Annotated in this window: 17 protein-coding genes; 16 read left to right on the top strand and 1 reads right to left on the bottom strand. The window is 53.3% G+C overall.

What is annotated here, in order from left to right:
* The first annotated feature begins 84 nt into the window (after window positions 1–84).
* From KZ483_RS12750 to KZ483_RS12785, 8 genes are all read left to right on the top strand, one after another.
* Window positions 85–816, top strand: a complete 732-nt coding sequence (locus tag KZ483_RS12750; protein ID WP_220353006.1) for a thermonuclease family protein — start codon at window positions 85–87, stop codon at window positions 814–816.
* Between the two features lie 107 nt (window positions 817–923).
* Window positions 924–2660, top strand: a complete 1737-nt coding sequence (locus tag KZ483_RS12755) for a DNA repair helicase XPB (RefSeq protein WP_220353008.1) — start codon at window positions 924–926, stop codon at window positions 2658–2660.
* Window positions 2653–4413 carry a helicase-associated domain-containing protein gene (locus KZ483_RS12760; protein ID WP_220353009.1) on the top strand — a complete coding sequence of 587 codons (1761 nt, stop codon included), beginning with the start codon at window positions 2653–2655 and terminating at the stop codon, window positions 4411–4413. The genes KZ483_RS12755 and KZ483_RS12760 overlap by 8 nt, the downstream gene beginning before the upstream one ends.
* A gap of 115 nt (window positions 4414–4528) precedes the next feature.
* Window positions 4529–5029 (top strand): YlbF/YmcA family competence regulator, encoded by a 501-nt coding sequence (locus KZ483_RS12765; RefSeq protein ID WP_397376198.1) that lies wholly within the window; start codon window positions 4529–4531, stop codon window positions 5027–5029.
* 29 nt (window positions 5030–5058) lie between these two features.
* Window positions 5059–5322 (top strand): YlbG family protein, encoded by a 264-nt coding sequence (locus tag KZ483_RS12770; protein ID WP_220353011.1) that lies wholly within the window; start codon window positions 5059–5061, stop codon window positions 5320–5322.
* A 181-nt stretch (window positions 5323–5503) separates the two neighbouring features.
* On the top strand, window positions 5504–5941 hold the full coding sequence (locus KZ483_RS12775) for a hypothetical protein (protein ID WP_220353012.1): 438 nt from the start codon (window positions 5504–5506) through the stop codon (window positions 5939–5941).
* 129 nt (window positions 5942–6070) lie between these two features.
* On the top strand, window positions 6071–6982 hold the full coding sequence (locus KZ483_RS12780) for a selenium metabolism-associated LysR family transcriptional regulator (RefSeq protein WP_220353014.1): 912 nt from the start codon (window positions 6071–6073) through the stop codon (window positions 6980–6982).
* The gene (locus tag KZ483_RS12785) at window positions 6973–7818 is read left to right on the top strand and encodes a PHP domain-containing protein (protein WP_220353016.1); all 846 of its coding nucleotides are present in this window, start codon (window positions 6973–6975) and stop codon (window positions 7816–7818) included. Before KZ483_RS12780 ends, KZ483_RS12785 begins: the two co-directional genes overlap by 10 nt.
* Window positions 7819–7931: 113 nt before the next feature.
* Here KZ483_RS12785 and KZ483_RS12790 read toward each other — a convergent pair whose 3' ends face one another.
* Window positions 7932–9782: an Rqc2 family fibronectin-binding protein gene (locus KZ483_RS12790; RefSeq protein WP_220353017.1), complete on the bottom strand. Its 1851-nt coding sequence runs from the start codon at window positions 9780–9782 to the stop codon at window positions 7932–7934.
* 222 nt (window positions 9783–10004) lie between these two features.
* On the opposite strand from KZ483_RS12790, the gene KZ483_RS12795 reads away from it, so the two are divergent.
* The 8 genes from KZ483_RS12795 (at window position 10005) to priA (ending at window position 21302) form a co-directional block, all read left to right on the top strand.
* Window positions 10005–12797 carry a calcium-translocating P-type ATPase, SERCA-type gene (locus tag KZ483_RS12795; protein WP_220353018.1) on the top strand — a complete coding sequence of 931 codons (2793 nt, stop codon included), beginning with the start codon at window positions 10005–10007 and terminating at the stop codon, window positions 12795–12797.
* A gap of 462 nt (window positions 12798–13259) precedes the next feature.
* Window positions 13260–14090 (top strand): diaminopimelate epimerase, encoded by an 831-nt coding sequence (dapF, locus tag KZ483_RS12800; RefSeq protein ID WP_220353019.1) that lies wholly within the window; start codon window positions 13260–13262, stop codon window positions 14088–14090.
* Window positions 14091–14111: 21 nt separating this feature from the next.
* Window positions 14112–15986 carry a bifunctional homocysteine S-methyltransferase/methylenetetrahydrofolate reductase gene (locus KZ483_RS12805; protein ID WP_220353021.1) on the top strand — a complete coding sequence of 625 codons (1875 nt, stop codon included), beginning with the start codon at window positions 14112–14114 and terminating at the stop codon, window positions 15984–15986.
* A gap of 321 nt (window positions 15987–16307) precedes the next feature.
* The gene (gene remA / locus KZ483_RS12810; protein ID WP_020615370.1) at window positions 16308–16568 is read left to right on the top strand and encodes an extracellular matrix/biofilm regulator RemA; all 261 of its coding nucleotides are present in this window, start codon (window positions 16308–16310) and stop codon (window positions 16566–16568) included.
* Window positions 16569–16582: 14 nt separating this feature from the next.
* A complete protein-coding gene (gene gmk, locus KZ483_RS12815; RefSeq protein ID WP_220353023.1) occupies window positions 16583–17200 on the top strand; it encodes a guanylate kinase in 618 nt (205 codons plus the stop codon).
* A 16-nt stretch (window positions 17201–17216) separates the two neighbouring features.
* Window positions 17217–17426 (top strand): DNA-directed RNA polymerase subunit omega, encoded by a 210-nt coding sequence (rpoZ, locus tag KZ483_RS12820; protein ID WP_220353025.1) that lies wholly within the window; start codon window positions 17217–17219, stop codon window positions 17424–17426.
* 94 nt (window positions 17427–17520) lie between these two features.
* On the top strand, window positions 17521–18732 hold the full coding sequence (gene coaBC, locus KZ483_RS12825; protein ID WP_220353026.1) for a bifunctional phosphopantothenoylcysteine decarboxylase/phosphopantothenate--cysteine ligase CoaBC: 1212 nt from the start codon (window positions 17521–17523) through the stop codon (window positions 18730–18732).
* The gene (gene priA / locus KZ483_RS12830) at window positions 18729–21302 is read left to right on the top strand and encodes a primosomal protein N' (protein ID WP_220353028.1); all 2574 of its coding nucleotides are present in this window, start codon (window positions 18729–18731) and stop codon (window positions 21300–21302) included. Before coaBC ends, priA begins: the two co-directional genes overlap by 4 nt.
* The last annotated feature ends 22 nt before the right edge of the window (window positions 21303–21324 follow it).

Below are 21324 nucleotides of genomic sequence, written 5' to 3' on the forward strand. Positions count from 1 at the left end.
TGCAGCGAACGCGATTCGGCGCAGCCCGGCTCGCGTTTCTTTGTGAACACCGATTGTTTAGGAGAGGCAGGGTCATTCTTTATTATGAAAGTTAGTGTACATACAGCACTTTTATTTATGATCTTTATAGTATTAACGGGATGCACTGACGCACCGCCGGCATCCGATAACCCATCAATCCGTGCAATAACGAGCAACTACCCTCTTCTCTCGGGAAAGCCTTACACGGTCGAGCAGGTGGAGAGGATCGTGGACGGTGACACCTTCACCACCAATTCCGGGAATAAAGTTCGTCTGATCGGGGTGAACACCCCGGAGATCAAAGGAGAAAGCCGGCAGCTGGGATTAAAGGCGAGCGGATATACTTCCGGCAAGCTGACAGGGAAAACCATAATCATGTTTGCCGATACCGGAGATACCGATAAATACGGCAGGCTGCTTCGCTATGTCTTTGTCGATGGGGAGTCGACGATGTTCAATGAGCTTCTCTTAAAAGACGGATTTGCATCTGTTATGACCATTCCGCCGAATGTTACCTATGCCGATAATTTTGCCGCGCTTGAACGAACGGCGAGGGCTGAGAACGCCGGTCTGTGGGGGAAGACGGGTCTGACAATTCCGGACAATTCTTCTTGGAAGAGCGACTCCGCCTCTGCTGTGCCTTGCAGGAAGCCCCAAATAAAAGGAAACATTCGAGGCGAAAATAAAATTTATCATATTCCGGGAACTCAAGCCTACGCTCAAACGAAGGCTGAGCGGATGTTCTGCACCGAGGATGAAGCAAAAGCTGCAGGCTTCAGAAAAGCGCTGCGTTAAGCTTTTGTTACCAGAAAATACCTGTAAGGGGATAAAAACCGGCACATTATCTCAAACTATAAGATATAAGCTGCTGCTGCATCGCTAATCTTAAGGGAGATGATGAAATGCATAAACGGGAAGACCGGCCGCTCATCGTACAGGCGGATTTCACGGTGCTCCTCGACGACAGGCACAGGGATGCGGATGCCGCGCGCGAGACGCTATGCCGGTTTGCCGACTTGTCGAAACGGCCCGGAGACATTCATACATACAGAATGACGCCTCTGAGCATTTGGAATGCGGCTTCCGCGGGAATGTCTGCCGGTGAGATCATTGCTTCTATCAGCGCATTTAGCAGTTATGAGCTGCCGGTGAAGGTGACGAGCGGCATTCGAATGCTTGCGGAGCGATACGGTAAGCTCACGCTTGAACGGTCGCCTGAAGGCGGGCTTCTGCTGCATGGCGATGAGGAGCTGCTCGGGGAGCTCGAGGGACGTTCGAGCGTCAGGCCGTTCATTAAAGGCGCCGGGAGTGAAGGGAAAAGGCTGATGAAGCCTGAAAGCCGCGGTGCGCTTAAGCAGGAGTTAACGCGGCTGGGGTACCCGGTTGTAGACCTGGCCGGATACAGGCACGGGGAATCACTGTATGTGGAGCTAAGGGAGCAAACCGGTGGCGGCCGCAAATTCAGCCTGCGCGAATATCAGAAGCATGCGGTCGATTTGTTTTACCGGGAAGGCAAGGAGGACGGCGGCAGCGGGGTACTCGTTCTGCCCTGCGGTGCGGGGAAAACGGTAATCGGGATCGCGGCTTTGGCCAGACTTGGCTGTGATACGCTGATTCTAACCTCGAACGTGACTTCCGTGAAACAATGGAAGACCGAGCTTCTTGATAAGACGACGCTTACAGACGGGGAAATCGGGGAATATGCGGGAACCTCGAAGCAGGTTCGGCCCGTAACGATCGCCACGTATCAGATACTGACCAACAGGCGTCAAAAAGACGGCGAGTTTACACATATGAAGCTTTTTCAGGAGCGGAACTGGGGCCTTATTATTTACGATGAGGTCCATCTGCTCCCGGCTCCCGTATTTCGTATGACTGCAGAGCTTCAAGCGACAAGGCGCCTCGGGCTGACAGCGACATTGGTCCGCGAGGACGGCCGGGAGGAGGATGTATTCTCGCTTATCGGCCCAAAGCGTTTCGATCTGCCGTGGAAAGTGCTGGAGACCAGCGGCTGGATCGCAAATGTGGAGTGCGCGGAAATCCGCTTGTCGCTGCCGCATCAGGAGATGAAGAGATACGAGCGCGCCCAAGAGAGGGCCAAAGTCCGGATCGCCGGCGAAAACAAAGCGAAAATCGAAGCTGTCAAACACCTGCTGCAGAAGCATAAAGGAAAGCCTGCGCTCGTGATCGGTCAATATATACGGCAGCTGCATGACATCGGGGCTGCGCTGAAGGCTCCGGTGCTGACCGGCGAGGTTCCGCATAACGAGCGTGAACAGCTGTATGCGTCGTTCAAAGCCGGGGTCATACCTGTGCTGGTCGTTTCCAAAGTAGCGAATTTCGCCGTTGACCTACCCGATGCAGCTGTTGCAATTCAAGTATCCGGAAGCTACGGTTCCCGCCAAGAGGAAGCGCAGCGGATCGGGCGTATACTGCGTCCCAAGCAGGGCGACAACAATGCTTGGTTCTACACGCTAGTCTCCGATGGGACCAAAGAAACCTACTACGCACAGAAGCGTCAGCTGTTCCTGATTGAACAAGGCTACCGCTATGAAGTGAAGGAGTGGCTGACGGGCAGCGGCAAGTTGATGCGGGAAAGCTATGAAACCTGGATGAAAAGGAGAGAGCCCGATGAATAGCCGCGATATTGTGGAGAGGCTGACGCCTGATCATGCTGAGAAGATAGCCGGGCTAACTCTCTGGCAGTGTGAGGGAGGCATCAAGTGGCCGGAAGCGGCACGTAACGAATCATGCACAGCATCAGCCTGGTCTGCGCTGACAGAGCCTGCTGCCGTTACACTCGCGGCAATCGTTCATCGCTTCGGTTCGCTGCCTTTCAAAGAGGAACAGCTGCTTCAGCAGCCGGCTGCCCCGGGTATCGCCGGTTCCGAGTACCGGATCGGACTGCTTCGGCTCGCCGAAGCCGGAATCGTCTTCTCCGTGCGCAAAGGGTGGGGGGAAAAGGTTTATTTTATCCCGCGCGACACCTTGTTCATCTGGCAAAGGACGATCAGCTCCTGGTCTATTCCCTATGCGGAAATTAATGACGTTTCGAATATCGTGTACAGGGAGAGCGATACATATATCCCGGCTTTGGGAGTGCAACTTATTCATGTAATAGCCGAAATGACCCGGTCCGGGATGGATAAAACGGTAAAAGGCGTCCTTACGAGGAGGTCAATCGATAAGAGCGCGGCACATATTCATATTAAGGCCAATGATCTGGAAATATTTGATTTCAATCAGTTTCAAGCGATCGAATATCCTCTGCCGCTGGCTTTCATCCTGGACATTGCATTGAAGCAAATGAAGCTGACTGAGTCCCCTCAAGCATTTCAAGTGCACCGGAAGCGCTGGGAAGCATGGCTCGACCTGCCTGGGATTGCGCGCGAAACCGAATTGCTTCGATTCGTGATGGAAACGTATGCGGTTCGAGTTGCCTCTATCGGGAATGCCGCTGCCTTTCTTTCTTCTCTTGAACCGATGAAATGGGCACGGCTCTCGGAATTGGAACTCGAGTTCAATAATTCTTCGGGTGACTTAGGACCGGAATCATTGCGGCACTGGTGCCGGTTAATGGCCGCATGCGGTTGGATGGAGTTGGCTGATACGACAGCAGGCGAGCAGCTTGTCCGCTGGCTCATTCCGGCGTGGCCGGCTTCGGGCTCCAACTCGGATGACGATTCGGTCAAGAACATTCATATTTCTCCGGACGGGGAAATTATGCTTTCCGCATACGCTCCTGCATCCGTGCTGTGGACACTGGAGCTGATCGGAGAACGCAAACGTTCCGATTTTATCTCCGTATATCGAATAACAGAACGTTCTTCCGCGAAAGCATTGGAGCTTGGTTTTTCCGGCGTGGACGTAATTGCGTTCCTGGAGGGCGCCTCCGGCAGACGGTTGCCGGAAACAGTCAGGTATGCAATTAGCGGGTGGATGGAGAAGCCTGCAGCGGTAAAGCTTGTGCGGACCGCTGTTCCCCGGACGATATCTGCCGGCCTTCGTCAATCGGCTGAAGCCGCCGGATTGTTCGCCGATCCGTGTTCATTTCACGCTTTCGAGCTGCTCACGGAGGTTCCGTCCGTAAGATCGCTTTTTTCCGGCTTGGATGAAGTTCCGGCGATGTGGATCAAGCAGCTGCGGACCTATCATCCAACTACCCGCAGGGAATTGCTGGAGAGGGCTTTAGGCTGGCGAACATCGGTTAAATTAAAACGGGAAGGGAAAGTACAGCCTTTTGTCCCCGAACGGATTACAGATGAAGGCAGCCAGTGGACAGTTATCGGAAGTATCTACGAGAACGGTAAGCCTGCTTCGGTACAGCTTACCCCTGATATGTGGCAGGAAATGATGCTCGTTATTCCACTGGAAGCGGTAAACCGTGAATGAATTGTGTATTTGCACTCGCAGCCAAGCTTGACCTACCTTTTTCTCCTCTCAATATGGTATGATAGCAAATAGGCAAAGCCTAAACCTTCATAAAGGGGTGCATATCGTGCAGGCGATACCAACGACTGAGCTTCCCGAGAATATATTGCATGGAATCCCGGATAAATCCGATGCGAATCCATCGCTCGACATGGCGGCCTTGTTGTTGAACGCATATGAGATTGGCGACATGATTAATCAATCGGCTGAAGTAGCCGAATATGCATATTGGAAAAGCGCAGTGGACCGCGATCAAGAAGTGGCTGCACTCGTCCGGCAGTTCGCGAAAGCGAAGGAGAAATTCGAGGAATGCCAGCGTTTCGGCCGGTTTCATCCGGACTTTAATGCGGCTAAAGACGTAGTAGACGCGATACAGCTTAAGCTGGGCCAAATCGAGAGCGTAATCCGCTTCAAGGCGGCAGAACAGGCGGTCGATGAGCTGCTGCATGAAATTGCCAAGCAAATAGCCGCTTCAGTTTCGGAAACGATTAAAGTGCCGGGCAACGACCCATTGGCAAAAGGCGGCGGCTGCGGAAGCGGCGGTTCCTGCGGCTGCAGCAGCGGCGGCTGCGGGTAACGGAGCGAAACTCGGAACGGGGGGCAATCATGTTTTCGGAACGCGTAGGCTACATTATTTGGGTCAATGATATCAAAGCGGCCCGTTCATTAGACAAATATGGGACGATTCATTATATCTCCCGAAAGATGCATTATGTGGTCATGTATATGAACGCCGATCGGGCTGACGATATTGTGCGCAACATTCAGCGCCTTCCGTTCGTTAAGAAGATAGAACGTTCGTATCGAAATGAAATTAAAACCGAGTATGAACGCAATGTGCCTGATAAAACTCGGTTTTATAGTTTGTGATTTCACAGGCTCCCGATACCGGTTCAACGGGCGGGAGCCATTTTTTAACCGCAATAATCCATAATGTTACATTATTGGTGCGACTTTATTTTAATGTTGAAAAATCGGACAGGCATGCTACAATGAAATCAAATGTAAATATAGATAATAAGGCCTACTTCCAGGGGAGGGGTGGATCGCGATGAAAGACAAGATGACGGAAAGATGGAACACTTATGAGTCGTTTCACGTCGTTCTGGGTGATAAGAAGGTAGCGGATATCGTCATCACGAACCATGCCAAAATCCGCTGGGCGGATCGAGTCGAGAGTGAGAAAACCGGTTTCGAGGACATCGCCGATTATATGTGGCAGTGCTTGAAACAAGGACGAATCGAGCCTTATTACCGGAATGAACAGGACGTATACTTAATTGACGACGATCTTGTCTTTGTCGCCGAATTCGCCATTCTGGAGAAAGAAACGGATTTGGCGGGCAATCCGCTGCACAAAATGATTGTCGTTACTTTCCTAGGCCGTATGTCTGAGACTATAGAACTACGAGATCTGAAATCATACTATTCCTGGCTCAGACATTCCAGAAGAATGACTTTAATAAAAAATAGCAGAAAACGGAAATAAAAAATGATAAACCGCTCCCCATAATGACGAAGCATGCGCCCATAAAGCTCATGCTTTTTTGTATGATTGTGGATACTTTTTCTGAGGTATATTATATAATGACTGATAGAGAGAGGAAGGATGGATTCAATGGCGCTTAACTTTCATCAACTTCATATATTCTTTACCGTAGCGGAGAAAGGCAGCTTCTCAGCCGCAGCGCTTGCACTCCATATGACTCAGCCGGCCGTGACGATGCAGGTACAGTCGCTGGAGGATTATTTCGGAACGAAGCTGCTGCAGCGTTCGACCAAGCGAATTGAATTAACCGAAGCGGGCAGGGCGCTTATGCCTTTCGCGCAGAGAAGCATCGATTTGATCCGCGACACGGATACCCAGATGTCCAAATTTACGACACAGCTTAAAGGAAGATTACAGCTTGGAGCCAGCTTGACCATTGGAGAGTATATCCTGCCGCGGCTGCTTGGCCCGTTCGGGCAGGAATTTCCGCATATTTCAATCAGCATGAAAGTGATGAATACCGCTCAAATCATGGAAGAGATCCTAAATCATCAGCTGAACTTCGGTTTGATCGAAGCCCCGGTCAACCATCCGGACATGCACATGGAAGCCGTAATGAGCGATGAACTGCGATTAATCGTGGGTAAATCGCATCCGCTCGCACGAGAGAAGGAAGTGCACCTTGCGGATGTGCTGGAATTTCCGTTTGTGCTGCGGGAACAAGGATCGGGGACGAGGCTGGTTATGGAAGAGCAGCTGAAAAATAAACAAATCGATCCGGCGGAATTGAAAATCGTGATGGAGCTTGGCAGCACGGGAGCGGTGAAGTCGGCGGTCGAAGCCGGGCTAGGCGTATCGTTCGTGTCGGGCTCGTCGGTCAAGCATGAGGTCGCGCTTGGGCTTATTCATACAATCCCACTCAAAGATGTCAATTTTAAACGTCAATTTTATTCGATTTATCTTAAATCCGCGCTGCTGCCGATATCCGCCGTCACGTTCCTCACCTTCCTTCGGGAGAGAGACCTCGAGCAATGGTTATAGGCCGCGCCGATCTTCATACCCATACAACGGCTTCCGATGGGATGCAGCAGCCCCGGGAAAACGTTCGCATGGCGAAAGAGGCCGGACTTGCCGCAGTAGCCATTACCGATCACGATACTGTGGAAGGGATCGCGGAGGCGATGGAAGCGGGAGAGGAATTCGGCATAACAGTCGTGCCCGGCGTAGAAATCAGTACGTCTGCAGGCGGCCGCGACGTTCACATATTGGGGTATTACACCAATTGGCAGAGCGACGATTGGCGCGGGAGGCTCGGCAGTCTTACTGAAGTCAGGGATAACCGAAACCTCATGATTATTGAGAAACTCCGTTCACTTGGAATCCCGATATCTTTGGATGAAGTGCTTGACGAAGCGCGTAAGCAGGGAAAGGACAGAGGGACGATCGGAAGGCCGCATATGGCGTCATTGCTTGTTGCCAAAGGCATCGTCGATACGATGCAGGAAGCGTTTGACCGCTACCTGGCGGCAGGCGCCGCGGCGTACGTTAATCCGCCCAGGCTAAATCCTTTCGAGGCTGTCGAATGGATACGCCAAGCGGGCGGAACAAGTGTAATAGCTCATCCCGGTTTGTACGGCGATGACGATCTGGTCGAAGAGATTATTCGCAGCGGAGCGGAGGGGATCGAGGTATTCCACTCTGACCATGGAACGGATGATGAAGTAAGGTACGAGCGGTTGGCCCGTCAATACGGCCTTATCGTTACCGGAGGCTCCGATTATCATGGAGAACGTCAAGGTGTGGTGTTCCACGGCACGATCGGCAGCCGAACGGTCGACGCCGGCGTATTGAAGCAGCTTAATCCGGCATCGAGGTAAGCAGATAGGGGGCGGCTTCAAGACCGCAACGCCGCAACGCGTCAGATAGAAGAGCTGCGCCGCGGAAGCTGCATGTTATATGCAGCTTCCGCGGCGCAGCGTGATGGAAGGCATTATGTTTTGATTTGCGAAGGCAGATTTTTAAGGCGCTGTTCATCAGGTGTGATGAACAGCGTTTTTTGATGATCGTAAATAACGAAGCCCGGTTTGGCGCCGCTAGGCTTCTTCACATGCTTGACAAGCGTATAGTCGACCGGCACGTGACTGGACGATCGCGCTTGGCTGTAATGGGCGGCCAGCATCGCGGCTTCCTCCAGAGTTTGATCATTAAATTCGGCAGCTCGGATGACGACGTGCGAGCCGGGAATATCCTTCGTATGCAGCCAGGTCTCGTTTGGACCGGCAGTTTTGTTCGTCAAGAAATCGTTCTGCGTATTGTTCTTGCCCACATATATGGGTATTCCCTCGGAAGATGTATAACAAAGCAGTGCCGGCCGCGCCGGTTTGCGTTTCTTGCCGCCGCGTTTGGTCCGGTCTCTTAAATAGCCCTGTTCGACCAATTCCTCGCGAATCTCATCGATATCCGATAATGACGCGCTCTCCAGCTGCTGCAGCAGCGCCTCCAGGTAAAGCATCTCCTCTCTGGCGTTTTCCATTTGCTCGTTCACGATATTCAAGGAGTTTTTATGCTTTGTATATTTCTTGAAATAACGCTGGGCGTTTTCCGAAGGAGACAGCTGCGGGTCCAGAGCGATCCGGATGATCCGCTGCTCCTCGTCGTAGTAATTGATTGCATCGATCCACTCGTCGCCGCGCTTCAATTGGTGCAAATAGGCTGTGAGCAGCTCGCCCCGTATTCGGAATTTATCCGCATCCCTGGCTTCATCCAGCGTTTCCTTAAGCTTCTCGAGCTTCTTGCTGTTCTTGTTAAGCTCGTTATGGAGAAAACGAATCAGATCCGATACCCGTTGTTTAACCGTATCCCGAATCGCCTTATCGCCATAGAAAGCCTCCAGACAAAGGCTGACGGTCGCGTAGGTCTCGGTGAGACCCTGGACATGCGAAAGCCGCGTAACAGAGAAGACGGCTTTGCCGGTAGAGTCGCTGGTGACGATCTGCGGCTGGTACCGGTGTTCGCGAAGCTCGCTCATCATTTCATGAAAGGCAGACCATAAATGTACGTAGCCGCTCTCAGCTTCTCCGGCCGCAGCGCTCCGGTGAACGATTTCTCTGGCGAGCAGCGGACTGATTCCGCTAAACGCCGCCACAAGCAGCTTATCCGGCGGGAGTTTAGCCGAAGGATTGCCTGATTCTTCGGTGTTTATCACCATTTTCGGCCCAGGACTTGCTCCGGTGACCTGGGTTGCGGGGTCGGCGCTCTCATCCTCTTTCGCTGTCAGTACGGCATGAACAGCGTCCATAAATGCAGCTTGGTCGGGTATTTCCAAGGGATCCCGTTTACCTTGCTCCGGAGGGGCGGTATAAACGGAACCGGGCATGACGATCCTGTAGCTGCTTATCGCCGGTGTTACATGGTGGATACCGTCGTGAATCGTTCCCGCAGCGGCATCGAGCAATATAATATTGCTGTGGCGGCCCATCAGCTCAATGATGAGCGTCTTCAGCGATATGTCGCCCAGCTCGTCGCGCTGTCTTACATCGATATGAATGATCCGTTCACTTCCGATTTGGCGGACAGCCTCTATAAGCCCGCCCTCGCAGTACTTTCGGAGGAGCATGCAGAACATCGGAGCTTCACGAGGGTTGATGAACGACTGCTCCGTCCATTGGACCCGAGGATAAGTCGGATTGGCGGAGATCAGCAGCTTCCCGCCGGACCCGCCGCCGCGAATTTGAAAAACAAGGTCATGTTCGGTGGGCTGATGTATTTTATGAATGCGCGCGCCGACGCACGATTGAAGCTCATGGACGACGGCACGGGTAACGATTCCATCTAATGCCATGCGGGTTCATTTCTCCTTCAAGTTTATTGTGACACTCCCGATTTTGAATCTGAATGAGCGGAAAACTCATCGGAAGCGTACTCTGTCCTGTTTCATCTCCCTATCATGCCATAGTTTGGACAAAAACTTAAGTCTTGAATGGGATATTTCGCAGTTTGTCCGAATACATTTAGGCAATATAGGCTGTCCGTTTGGCGGCAAGTAACGGGAGGGTGACAGGGCATGGAACAAGGGAAATGGCATCAGATGGGGACAAACGAACTTGCGCAGTCGTTTGAAGCTTCGCTGGAAACCGGTCTTACGCCGGACGAAGCCGCTGATCGGCTCAGCCGGGTCGGACGCAACGAACTGTCTGAAGGAAAGAAGATCTCCCCAATCAAATTGTTTTTGGGTCAGTTCAAAGATTTCATGGTGCTGGTGCTCATGGGCGCTACGCTCATTTCGGGTTTGCTCGGCGAATATTTGGATGCGATCACGATTGTGGCGATTATAGTTCTGAACGCCGTTCTCGGGTTTGTTCAGGAGTTTCGGGCGGAAAAGTCACTGCGCGCGTTGAAAGCATTGTCGGCGCCGGCAGCCAAAGCGCTGCGCGGGGGGCAGGTCATCGTACTTCCGGCAAGCGAGCTTGTGCCGGGCGATATCGTTCTGGTGGAGAGCGGCGACCGCATACCGGCGGATCTGCGGTTTATCGAAACGAACAGCTGCTATGCGGAAGAATCGGCGCTTACCGGCGAATCCGTTCCTGTCGGCAAGCATTGCAATCCGATTGAGGAGTCCGACCTGCCGCTAGGCGATTTGCGCAATATCGGCTTCATGGGCACGATGGTTACGCGAGGCACCGCCCGGGGGATCGTCATTCGCACCGGTATGTCTACGGAAATGGGGAAAATCGCCAATCTCATCCAGCAAACCGAATCGATGGAAACGCCGCTCCAGCATCGTCTGGAACAGCTTGGGAAAATATTGATCGTGGTAGCTCTGGGCTTGACCGTTCTGGTTGTGCTTGCCGGTATTCTGCACGGGCAGCCTGCTTATGAAATGTTCCTCGCCGGCGTAAGCCTCGCTGTAGCCGCCATTCCGGAAGGCCTGCCGGCTATTGTGACGATTGCACTGGCTCTCGGCGTCCAGCGGATGATCAAACGCAGGGCCATCGTACGCAAGCTGCCGTCGGTCGAAACATTAGGCTGCGCTTCCGTTATCTGTTCGGATAAAACAGGCACGCTGACGCAAAACAAAATGACGGTTACAAGGCTCTGGATCGGCGGTCGTCAAATGGAAGTGACCGGTGAAGGTTACGAGCCTGCCGGCTCCGTCTATGAACAGGGTAAGCCGGTCGATGTGAAGCATGATCTGTCGCTTCGCCGATTGCTCCAGGTAGCGGCATTATGCAATAACGCTTCGGTTATGAAAATTGAAGCGGAGAACGAAACCAAACGAAAAAAAACCAAGGATACCGCAATTCAGGACGAGTATGTGCTGAAGGGTGACCCGACTGAAGGAGCATTGACGGTTCTGGCAGCCAAACTCGGAGTGTCCGCAAAATCTCTTGACGGTTTATACAAGAGGGTGAAGGAATATCCGTTTGACTCGGAACGGAAAAGGATGTCCGTCCTGGTCTCCCATCAAGGCGGACGACTCATCTGTACGAAAGGCGCCGCCGATATGCTGATGGAACAGTGCTCTTACGTACTTTGGGACGGCAAAGTCGTACCGTTCACCTCGACGCTTAAACAGAGGGTGACCGAAGCGGCCGAAGCGATGGCTCAGTCGGCGCTGCGCGTACTTGGCTTCGCGTACCGGGATTTGCGCCCGCATGACGCGTCGGAGGTCGAGGCTGATGTTGAATGCCAGCTTGTGTTCGTCGGGCTGAGCGGAATGATCGATCCGCCGCGCCGCGAGGTTCGCGAAGCTATTGCCACCTGCCGCCGTGCGGGCATCAAGACGGTTATGATCACGGGCGACCATCAATTAACCGCTGAAGCGATTGCAGGCCAGCTCGGCATCATGCCGCGGGGGGGATTATCGGTAAGCGGACAACAGCTTGCGGCAATGAGCGACGAGCAGCTTGACCGGCTGGCCGATAACATCTACGTCTATGCGCGGGTTTCACCCGAGCACAAGCTGCGCATCGTAAAAGCACTTCAGCGCAAAGGGCATGTAGTCGCTATGACCGGCGACGGCGTTAACGACGCGCCGGCGATCAAGGCAGCCGATATCGGGATCGCAATGGGAATAACGGGAACGGACGTATCGAAGGAAGCGTCCTCGCTCGTACTGAGCGACGACAATTTTTCAACGATTGTCTCGGCGATCGAAGAGGGCAGGGGCATTTATGAGAACATCCGCAAATTCATCCGTTATTTGCTCGCATCGAATGTCGGCGAAATATTGACGATGTTCCTTGCAATGATGGCAGGCCTTCCGCTGCCGCTTGTACCGATACAAATCTTATGGGTGAACCTCGTAACCGACGGGCTTCCGGCTATGGCGCTGGGTGTCGATCAAGCTGAAAAAGACTTGATGCAGCACAAGCCGCGCTCTGCCAAAGAAAATATTTTCGCCAGAAGGCTGGGCTGGAAAATTATCAGCCGCGGCATTCTGATCGGCGTCTGCACGCTTGCGGCGTTCTGGATCACGCTCAGCAAGGCACCTGACAGCGCGGCGAATCTGGTTGAAGCGCAGACGGTCGCTTTTGCCACATTGGTTATGGCTCAGCTCATCCATGTATTCGATTGCCGCAGCTCGAGATCGATATTCCACCGCAACATTCTGCAGAACAAATATTTGCTCTTTGCCGTATTATCATCGGTTCTGCTTATGCTCGGCGTATTGTACATCGAAGCACTGCAGCCAATTTTCAAAACGGTGCCGCTCGGCTTCCGCGATTGGTGCCTGGTCCTTGTAGCCGCCGGCATTCCAACGTTCGTTATGGGCATAGGCAGCGTCCTCGGGACGACCGAAAAGAAGAAAAAATCAAACTGGCCGCTAGGCCGCTCCAAGCCCGTAGCCAGATAAAAAACACTACATCTGACCGCATCCCCCCAAGGGTGCGGTCAGTGTGCTGCCAATTCCCACACGGAGACAAGGTCACACACGCATACATAAAGTAAGCGGTCCCGTATGGGAAGAGAGCGAGGAATCCGAAGCATCAACAAATTTCGAAACTTTGATCGTTAGACAGTCCCGCAGGGACATCAGGTCGCACACGAGCACCACAGTAAAAGCGTGTCCCGAAAGGGACGAAAGCGAGGAATTCACCGTACTAGCTAGCACGCGCCTCTCAAACTCCCACGTTATACCTTTCGGGTGTCCAGAGGGCGGAGCCCTCGGGGTCCCCCTTCCAGGGGGATTTAGGGGGTGTACTTTAGTGCAAACAATGCTGCAAATTATGAATAGCCTTTGGACTTTCTTTGCGGTATGCTAAAAGGAAATTAAGAACGTCAATGGTTTTCGTTCTGGCAAAAGGAGTGCAAGCAAATGAACTTTACGAAGATGCATGGACTGGGCAATGATTTTGTCGTTGTCGCAGGCGAGAAGAGCTTACCTGACAATGTGGCCGAGCTTGCGGAGCAAGTTTGCAACCGTTTTTTTGGCATTGGGGCCGACGGCCTCGTCTACATTCTGCCTTCGGAGAACGCTGATTTCCGCATGCGTATTATTAATTCCGACGGTTCGGAAGCGGAGCAGTGCGGCAATGCGATCCGCTGCGTCGCCAAATATGTCTACGATAACGGCTTAACCGATAAAACGGAAATTACGATAGAAACATTGGGCGCCGGTGTACAGCAGGTTCAACTGACGGTTAAGGACGGCAAGGCGGACCTGGTCCGCGTCGATATGGGCCAGCCGATCCTGAACGGCTTGCAGGTGCCGACAACGGTTGATGCCAACCCGGTTATCAATCACCCGATCGAGGTAGACGGCCGCGAGTTCCGTTTCACTGCCGTATCGATGGGCAACCCGCATTGTGTAATTTACGTGGACGATGCCGTTAATTTTGACCTTGCGGCATGGGGACCCAAGCTGGAAACCCACCCGATGTTCCCCCGTAAAATAAACGTAGAGTTCGTTACGGTGAGATCCAGCGATTTCACGGACATGCGCGTATGGGAGCGCGGGGCAGGGCCTACGCTTGCATGCGGGACTGGAGCTTGTGCAACAGTCGTGGCATCTGTGCTGAATGGCTATACTGACCGCACGGCCACCGTTTCTCTAAAGGGCGGAGAGCTTCTGATCGAATGGAATGAATCTGACAACCATGTTTACATGACCGGCCCTGCAGCTGAAGTATTCCGAGGTACGCTGTAGGCGACAGAAGGAGTTTTGACCATGAAACCGGATTTGCGGGAAGCGCTGGGAGCGCGCATCTTGACCGGCGACGGCGCGATGGGAACCTATCTCTACCAGATGGGGTTCCCTGTCGGCGTTTCATATGAAGAGTTTAATTTACTCCGGCCGAACGTTATAGAAGATGTTCACAGGCGTTATTATGAAGCAGGGGCGCGGGTGATCGAGACGAATACATTCTCGGCCAATCATGAGAGCCTGTCCCGCTACGGACTGGATGCCGATGTGGCGGCCATAAACCGTGCGGGCGTTCAGATTGCGAGAAACGCTGTCGGCAGCGATGCCTATGTGGTCGGAGCGGTCGGTTCAATACGTGCCGGAAAACGGAGGAATATCTCAAGCAGCCAGCTGAAGCATTCTTTCCAACAGCAAATCGACGCATTATTAAATGAAGGTGTTGACGGACTGCTGCTTGAAACCTTCTACGATCTGGAAGAAATGCTCATTGCGCTGAAAGTCACGCGAAAGCAATCCAATATTCCCGTCATATGCCAGTTTGCAGTTGAGAAAGAGGCAGTAACTCAGGATGGTCATCCGCTTGCCTTCGCATTCGAACGTCTGAGGGAGGAAGGAGCCGATGTGGCAGGCTTCAACTGCCGAAGCGGCCCAAACGGCATTCTCCGGGCAATCGATTCGATCCAAGGTGACGTGGCGCTGCCTCTATCCGTATTTCCGAATGCAGGTATTCCCGATTACGTCGACGGCAAATACATGTTTACGGCGACGCCTGAATACTTCGCGCAATCGGCACGGAAATTCGCCGATAGGGGTGCAAGAATAATTGGAGGGTGCTGCGGTACGACTCCGGAGCATATAGCCGCTATCGCCGAAGCGCTGAACGGATATGTTCCGCAGCCGGGGGCAGTCGAACCTTACGAGCCGCCGGCTGTGGAGCACACTGCCGTTACCGCTAGTTCGCAGCAGGTTACCGGGTTAGGAGAACCAGCTGCTCCGGCAGCTGCTGAACCTACGATTGTGGATCTCGTAAGGGAGCGCCATACCGTGATCGTAGAGCTGGACCCGCCGCGAGACCTGGATATCCGTAAGTTCATGGCGGGATCGGCCGCCTTGAAAGAAGCGGGAGCCGATGCGGTTACGATGGCGGACAATTCGTTAGCCATGACGCGTATGAGCAATCTGGCGCTCGCCTCGCTTGTGCAGCATCAGGTAGGACTGCGGCCGCTCGTGCACATTGCGTGCCGTGACCGGAACTTGATCGGAACGCAGTCTCATATGATGGGACTAGATGCGCTCAGCATCGATCATGTGCTCGCTGTTACTGGTGATCCGGCACGCTTCGGCGATTTGCCCGATTCGAGCTCGGTCTACGATTTGACCTCATTCGAGATGATCCGCATGATCAAGCAGTTGAACGACGGCATTTCCTTCTCGGGCAAGCCGCTCAAGCAAAAGGCGAAATTCATTGTCGGCGCCGCGTTCAACCCGAATGTAAAATATTTGGACAAGGCAATCGCGCGTTTGGAACGCAAAGTCGAATCCGGCGCGGATTATATAATGACACAGCCCGTTTACAGCAGCGATCTTATCGTAAAAATTGCCGAAGCTACCAAGCACTTATCCATTCCCGTATTCATTGGCATTATGCCGCTCGCCAGCGGGCGCAATGCGGAATATTTGCATAACGAGGTACCCGGCATACAACTATCGGATGACGTTCGCAGCCGGATGGCGGGGCTGGAAGGCGAAGCGGGCCGTTCTGAAGGGGTACGGATCGCGGAAGAGCTGCTGGATACCGCATTGAAGCATTTTAACGGTATATACTTGATTACGCCGTTTTTATCCTATGACATGACGGTGCGTCTGACTAAATATGTATGGGAAAAAACGAAGAAATAAAGTAATTGCTCGTTTTTACTCCTGATTACGCTTTAACACTTGTTCGTTGTATCAAAATGAATTAGAATAGAGCAATGGATGCACTTGCCATGACGGTTTGAATATGCAATCGGAAGACAAGCTGATGACGAGCTGTCGACAGAGAGCTTGCAAACCGGAAGGCCAAACGTATGCTCCGGGCTGTTTTCGTCAAGAATAGTGCAATGGCTCTGCCGGGTTCCCTAATTTGGCGGAAAAATTCAACTTCATCATTCTTGCGTTCATCTATATATCGTGTTAATGCTGCTGCATACACGTGAGAGACCGGAGGGAGAACCTGACATGGCCATCAAGTTAATCAATATCGGATTCGGAAACATCGTTTCTGCCAATCGCATCATTTCCATCGTTAGCCCGGAATCGGCGCCAATCAAACGGATCATTCAAGAAGCGCGCGACCGCCATATGCTGATCGATGCGACATACGGCAGACGTACGCGCGCTGTTATTATTACGGACAGCGATCACGTCATCTTGTCGGCTGTACAACCGGAAACGGTTGCACATCGGCTATCGACGAAAGATGACGATCACGACGAATAGTGACGGGGAGTATTATGACCAAAGGATTGTTAATCGTCTTATCGGGCCCTTCGGGCGTAGGCAAAGGAACGGTCTGCTCTGTGCTTCGGCACAAACAAAGCGATCTCGTTTACTCCGTTTCGGCAACGACGCGGAAGCCCCGCCAGGGTGAAATCGACGGCATTAATTACTTTTTCAAATCAAGAGAACAGTTCCAGGACATGATCGCGCGCGATGCCCTTCTGGAATACGCGGAGTATGTCGGCAATTATTACGGCACGCCTCGGGATTTTGTGGAGCGGACGCTCGAATCGGGAAAAGATATCATTTTGGAGATTGAAGTTAAAGGCGCGCTAATGGTGAAGGAAAAGTTTCCGGAAGGCGTCTTTATTTTTCTTGTACCACCCTCTCTGGACGAATTAAAGCAGCGGATCACCGGCCGCGGCACGGAAAATGCGGATGTGATCGATCACAGGATGTCTGTAGCGGTTGAAGAAATGAGTCTGATCCGCTATTACGATTATGCAGTCGTTAATGATCAGGTTGATACTGCAGCTCATCGCATCCAAAGTATTATAGTAGCGGAACACTGCCGCAAGGACCGGTTTATTGCCGAGATTCAAACGATGCAGGAAGCTTCCGAGAAAGCTTAAGCGAGGTGAAAGAAACTTGTTATATCCGTCGATTGACGAAATGATGACGAAAGTGGACAGTAAATATTCACTCGTTGTTGCAGCCTCGAGGCGTGCGAGAATGCTGAGAGATGGAAGTAAATCAGACCTGCGGGGTGCAAGATCGCATAAATATGTAGGCGTTGCGCTCGAAGAGATTTATCACGATGTGCTTATAGTAGAGAGCAATCCGAACAAGCAAGTATAATGGCGATCAATCGCCCCAAAATAACAACCCTTGAGGTTGTTATTTTTTTACCGGCAGTTTGGCCCGAACGTTAGAAGAGAGGAACGGTGATTGCATGCTGCGTGGAAAAACAATCGTGCTCGGCATTTCAGGCGGAATCGCCGCATACAAAGCGGCAGCGCTGTGCAGTAAGCTGGTACAGGCAGGTGTGACGGTTCGCGTAATCATGACGGAATCGGCAGCCAAGTTTATCACGCCGCTTACACTGCAGACGCTTTCCCGCCATCCGGTCTATCTGGATACGTTTGATGAGTTCGATCCCGCTGTTGTATCCCATATCAATCTGGCAGATAGTGCCGACCTTGTTATTATTGCACCTGCAACGGCAAATATTCTGGCGAAGATGGCAGCCGGCTTGGCGGACGACATGTTGAGCACAACACTGCTTGCAACAACCGCTCCCGTTCTCGTCGCACCCGCGATGAATGTACATATGTATGCACATCCGGCAGTGGAGCGAAATATGGAGCTTCTTGCCGAACGCGGAGTCAAATTTGTGGAACCGGGGACGGGACAGCTGGCCTGCGGTTATGTCGGCAAAGGAAGGCTAGCCGAACCGGAGGAAATTGTCCGCGCGGCCGAGCAGTGGTTCACGCAAAGGGATAAGCTCACCGGAAAGCGGGTGCTTGTGACGGCAGGCGGTACGGTTGAGCGTCTGGATGCGGTCCGATATTTGACGAACGACTCGTCGGGGAAAATGGGCTTTGCAATAGCTGAGGCGGCCGTCAACCGCGGGGCTGAAGTGACGTTAATTGCGGCCAGGGCAACTGCCGCACCAATCGCGGGAGTTACCATGATTAACGTGGAATCGGCGGAACAAATGTATAACTCTGTTATGGAGCGTTACGAGGCGGCCGATATCGTTGTAAAAGCAGCGGCGGTCGCCGACTACCGGCCGCTTGTCCGGTCTGAAGGTAAAATTAAGAAGACCGAGGAGAGGCTCGTTATCGAGCTCGAGCGGACCACCGACATATTGAAGACGCTCGGCGAACGGAAGGCGGGACAATTTCTTGTCGGCTTCGCCGCGGAGACAGATCAAATCGAGCATTACGCAATGGACAAGCTCCGGCGGAAAAATTGCGACTTGGTCGTGGCTAACAATGTCTCGCAGGAAGGCGCAGGTTTTAACCTCGATACGAACATTGTGCAGGTTTTCGGCGAAGAAGGGCTGATCGAGTCGATGCCGTTATTGCAAAAAAGAGAGGTTGCCGACCGGCTTCTAACATTGATTACGGATCGGATGGCGGCCAAGGGGGCTGGTGAATGATCGCTAAAGTGATCGTCGATGTGCCGAGCCGTCAGACGGATCGGCCATTCGATTATGAAGTGCCTGGCGAAATGATCGGATGGATTGAGGTTGGCAGCAGGGTTGGCGTACCGTTCGGCGGCCGTGTCGTTCAGGGCTTCGTCATTTCGATTGCTCAGTTTGCGGATGTGGATCGTGCGAAATTGAAGACGATTGCCGAACTGCTGGATCATACCCCGCCGTTATCTCCGGATCTGATAGAACTGGCGCAGTGGATAAGTGAGAAGTATTGCTGTCCGCTGACAGTCGCCCTTCAGGCCATGATTCCGGCAGCGCTCAAGGGGAAGGCGGAGACAACGGTTTCACTTGCGCAAAATAACGAAGAGCTGACCGGAAATACGCTTCTGCCGGTAGAAGGGGAATGGCTTGACTACATACGGCGAAACGGCGGAACCGTGCGTATGGCTGCCTTGCAGGAGCGCTATCCGGCGGAAGCCGGGGCTGTGAAGTCGGCGATTCGTGAAGGGGCCTTGGTGGAGCGGGTGTCGATTCGCGATAGACTGGCAGTGCGTAAGGTGCTCACTGTAATTCCGCCTGAGGATCGCACGGCCGCGCAAGAAGCGTTTGAGGCCTTCCCCGCGAGGGCGGCCAAGCAGCGCGAGGTGCTGCGGTATATGCTGGAGCGCGGCGAACCGGCGGCGATGCAGACGGTTCTGGAAGAGGTTCCGGCTGCGGCAAGCACTGTGCGGGCACTGGCCGAGAAGGGCTGGGTTAAGCTAGTCGAGGTGGAACGCGGCCGCGACCCGTATGAGGGCCGGGAATTCCGCCGTACAACACCGCTGCCATTAACCGAAGGGCAGCAGGAAGTGTTCGGCGAAATCGCGTCGGCATTGGATGCGGGCGAGGCCCGCGTTTTTTTGCTGCACGGCGTCACCGGGAGCGGCAAGACGGAAGTGTATTTGCAATCAATCGCGCATTGTTTGCTCCATGGTAGACAAGCGATTGTACTAGTGCCGGAAATATCGTTAACACCGCAAATGGTTGAACGGTTTAAGGGTCGTTTCGGCGATGCTGTTGCGGTCCTGCACAGCCGGCTCTCGAATGGCGAGCGGTACGATGAGTGGCGCAAAATCCGCGAGCGCCGCGCACAGGTTGCAGTGGGGGCGCGGTCCGCTATTTTTGCACCGTTCGAGCGGATTGGTCTTATCATAATCGATGAAGAGCATGAATCGTCTTATAAGCAGGAGGAAAGCCCTAAGTATCATGCGCGAGACGTTGCCGTCAGGAGGGCCAGGCAGCATGGCGCGGCTGTCGTACTCGGGTCAGCGACGCCGTCGCTCGAGAGCTACGCGGCAGCCGCTCGAGGAAGCCAGGCTGCAGCTGACAGGGACGCCCTCAGGAAAGAAACCGGCAGCGGCGCAGCGGTACTAGTGAGTAGTGACGCACCAGTGCAAAGCTCGCCTGCCGCTCTGCTGAGAATGCCGGATCGGGTCGGGGGCAGGCTGATGCCGCCCGTCCGTCTGATCGATATGCGGGAGGAGCTTAAGGGTGGAAACCGCTCCATGTTCAGCCGCGAGCTGCATAAGGCTCTACAGGTCCGGCTTGAACGCGAAGAGCAGTCGGTTCTGCTTCTCAACCGAAGAGGCTACTCGACTTTCGTCATGTGCCGGTCATGCGGTTACACCGCGCTTTGCCCTCATTGCGACATCTCGCTTACATTCCACCAGAAATCGCGTGCCCTCCGCTGCCACTACTGCGGACATGCCGAGATTGCCCCCGCCAAATGCCCGGCCTGCGAAAGCGAGCATATCCGGTTTTTCGGAACAGGCACGCAGCGGGTCGAGGAGGAGCTCTCGAAGCTGTTTCCAGGCATCCGTGTCATTCGGATGGATGTTGACACGACTACGGAGAAGGGTTCGCACGAGAAATGGCTCACCCTGTTCGGAGAGCGGAAGGCGGATGTACTGCTCGGGACGCAAATGGTCGCCAAAGGGCTTGATTTTCCATATGTTACATTAGTAGGCGTGATCGCTGCCGATACGTCGCTGCATTTGCCGGATTTCCGAGCGGCGGAGAAAACGTTCCAGCTGCTCACCCAAGTGGCCGGCAGAGCAGGCAGGCATGAGCTGCCCGGAGAGGTAATCGTGCAGACCTATAATCCGGACCATTATGCTGTGACCGCTGCACAGCGTCACGACTATTCGGCTTTCGTAAAGGAGGAGCTGGGACATCGGCGCTTTATGGCTTACCCTCCATTTTGCCGGCTCATCTTGGTGACGCTGTCGCATGAACAGCTTCCGCTGCTTATATCGACAGGCGAGAAATTTGCGTCGCTGCTCAGGCAATTTGCTGTTGAAGCGGGCGTGCAGGGATCTGGTAACGAAGGCGGCCGGTTTATCGATATTCTGGGACCCGTCGCATCGCCGATCCCCAGGATGAAAGATCGCTATCGTTTTCAATGTATGATAAAATATCGGGGAAACATCGATGCTGTAGGCTTGCTGAAGCAGGCGATTGGTGCTCTTCCCGGAGCACAGGGACAGCCGCCGGTGCAGCTCAGCGTGGATGTTGATCCGCAAGTTATTTTATAGGTTGAACCATCAGGTGTAGGAG

The sequence above is a fragment of the Paenibacillus sp. sptzw28 genome, assembly GCF_019550795.1.
Taxonomy (GTDB): domain Bacteria; phylum Bacillota; class Bacilli; order Paenibacillales; family Paenibacillaceae; genus Paenibacillus_Z.

Bases quoted from the DNA above. Each gene is read 5' to 3' on its own strand.
- KZ483_RS12790 (WP_220353017.1), bottom strand. From the start codon at position 9,782: ATGGCATTAGATGGAATCGTTACCCGTGCCGTCGTCCATGAGCTTCAA.
- coaBC (WP_220353026.1), top strand. From the start codon at position 17,521: ATGCTGCGTGGAAAAACAATCGTGCTCGGCATTTCAGGCGGAATCGCC.
- remA (WP_020615370.1), top strand. From the start codon at position 16,308: ATGGCCATCAAGTTAATCAATATCGGATTCGGAAACATCGTTTCTGCC.
- KZ483_RS12750 (WP_220353006.1), top strand. From the start codon at position 85: ATGAAAGTTAGTGTACATACAGCACTTTTATTTATGATCTTTATAGTA.
- KZ483_RS12785 (WP_220353016.1), top strand. From the start codon at position 6,973: ATGGTTATAGGCCGCGCCGATCTTCATACCCATACAACGGCTTCCGAT.
- KZ483_RS12770 (WP_220353011.1), top strand. From the start codon at position 5,059: ATGTTTTCGGAACGCGTAGGCTACATTATTTGGGTCAATGATATCAAA.
- KZ483_RS12805 (WP_220353021.1), top strand. From the start codon at position 14,112: ATGAAACCGGATTTGCGGGAAGCGCTGGGAGCGCGCATCTTGACCGGC.
- gmk (WP_220353023.1), top strand. From the start codon at position 16,583: ATGACCAAAGGATTGTTAATCGTCTTATCGGGCCCTTCGGGCGTAGGC.
- KZ483_RS12780 (WP_220353014.1), top strand. From the start codon at position 6,071: ATGGCGCTTAACTTTCATCAACTTCATATATTCTTTACCGTAGCGGAG.
- KZ483_RS12795 (WP_220353018.1), top strand. From the start codon at position 10,005: ATGGAACAAGGGAAATGGCATCAGATGGGGACAAACGAACTTGCGCAG.
- KZ483_RS12755 (WP_220353008.1), top strand. From the start codon at position 924: ATGCATAAACGGGAAGACCGGCCGCTCATCGTACAGGCGGATTTCACG.
- dapF (WP_220353019.1), top strand. From the start codon at position 13,260: ATGAACTTTACGAAGATGCATGGACTGGGCAATGATTTTGTCGTTGTC.
- KZ483_RS12760 (WP_220353009.1), top strand. From the start codon at position 2,653: ATGAATAGCCGCGATATTGTGGAGAGGCTGACGCCTGATCATGCTGAG.
- KZ483_RS12775 (WP_220353012.1), top strand. From the start codon at position 5,504: ATGAAAGACAAGATGACGGAAAGATGGAACACTTATGAGTCGTTTCAC.
- priA (WP_220353028.1), top strand. From the start codon at position 18,729: ATGATCGCTAAAGTGATCGTCGATGTGCCGAGCCGTCAGACGGATCGG.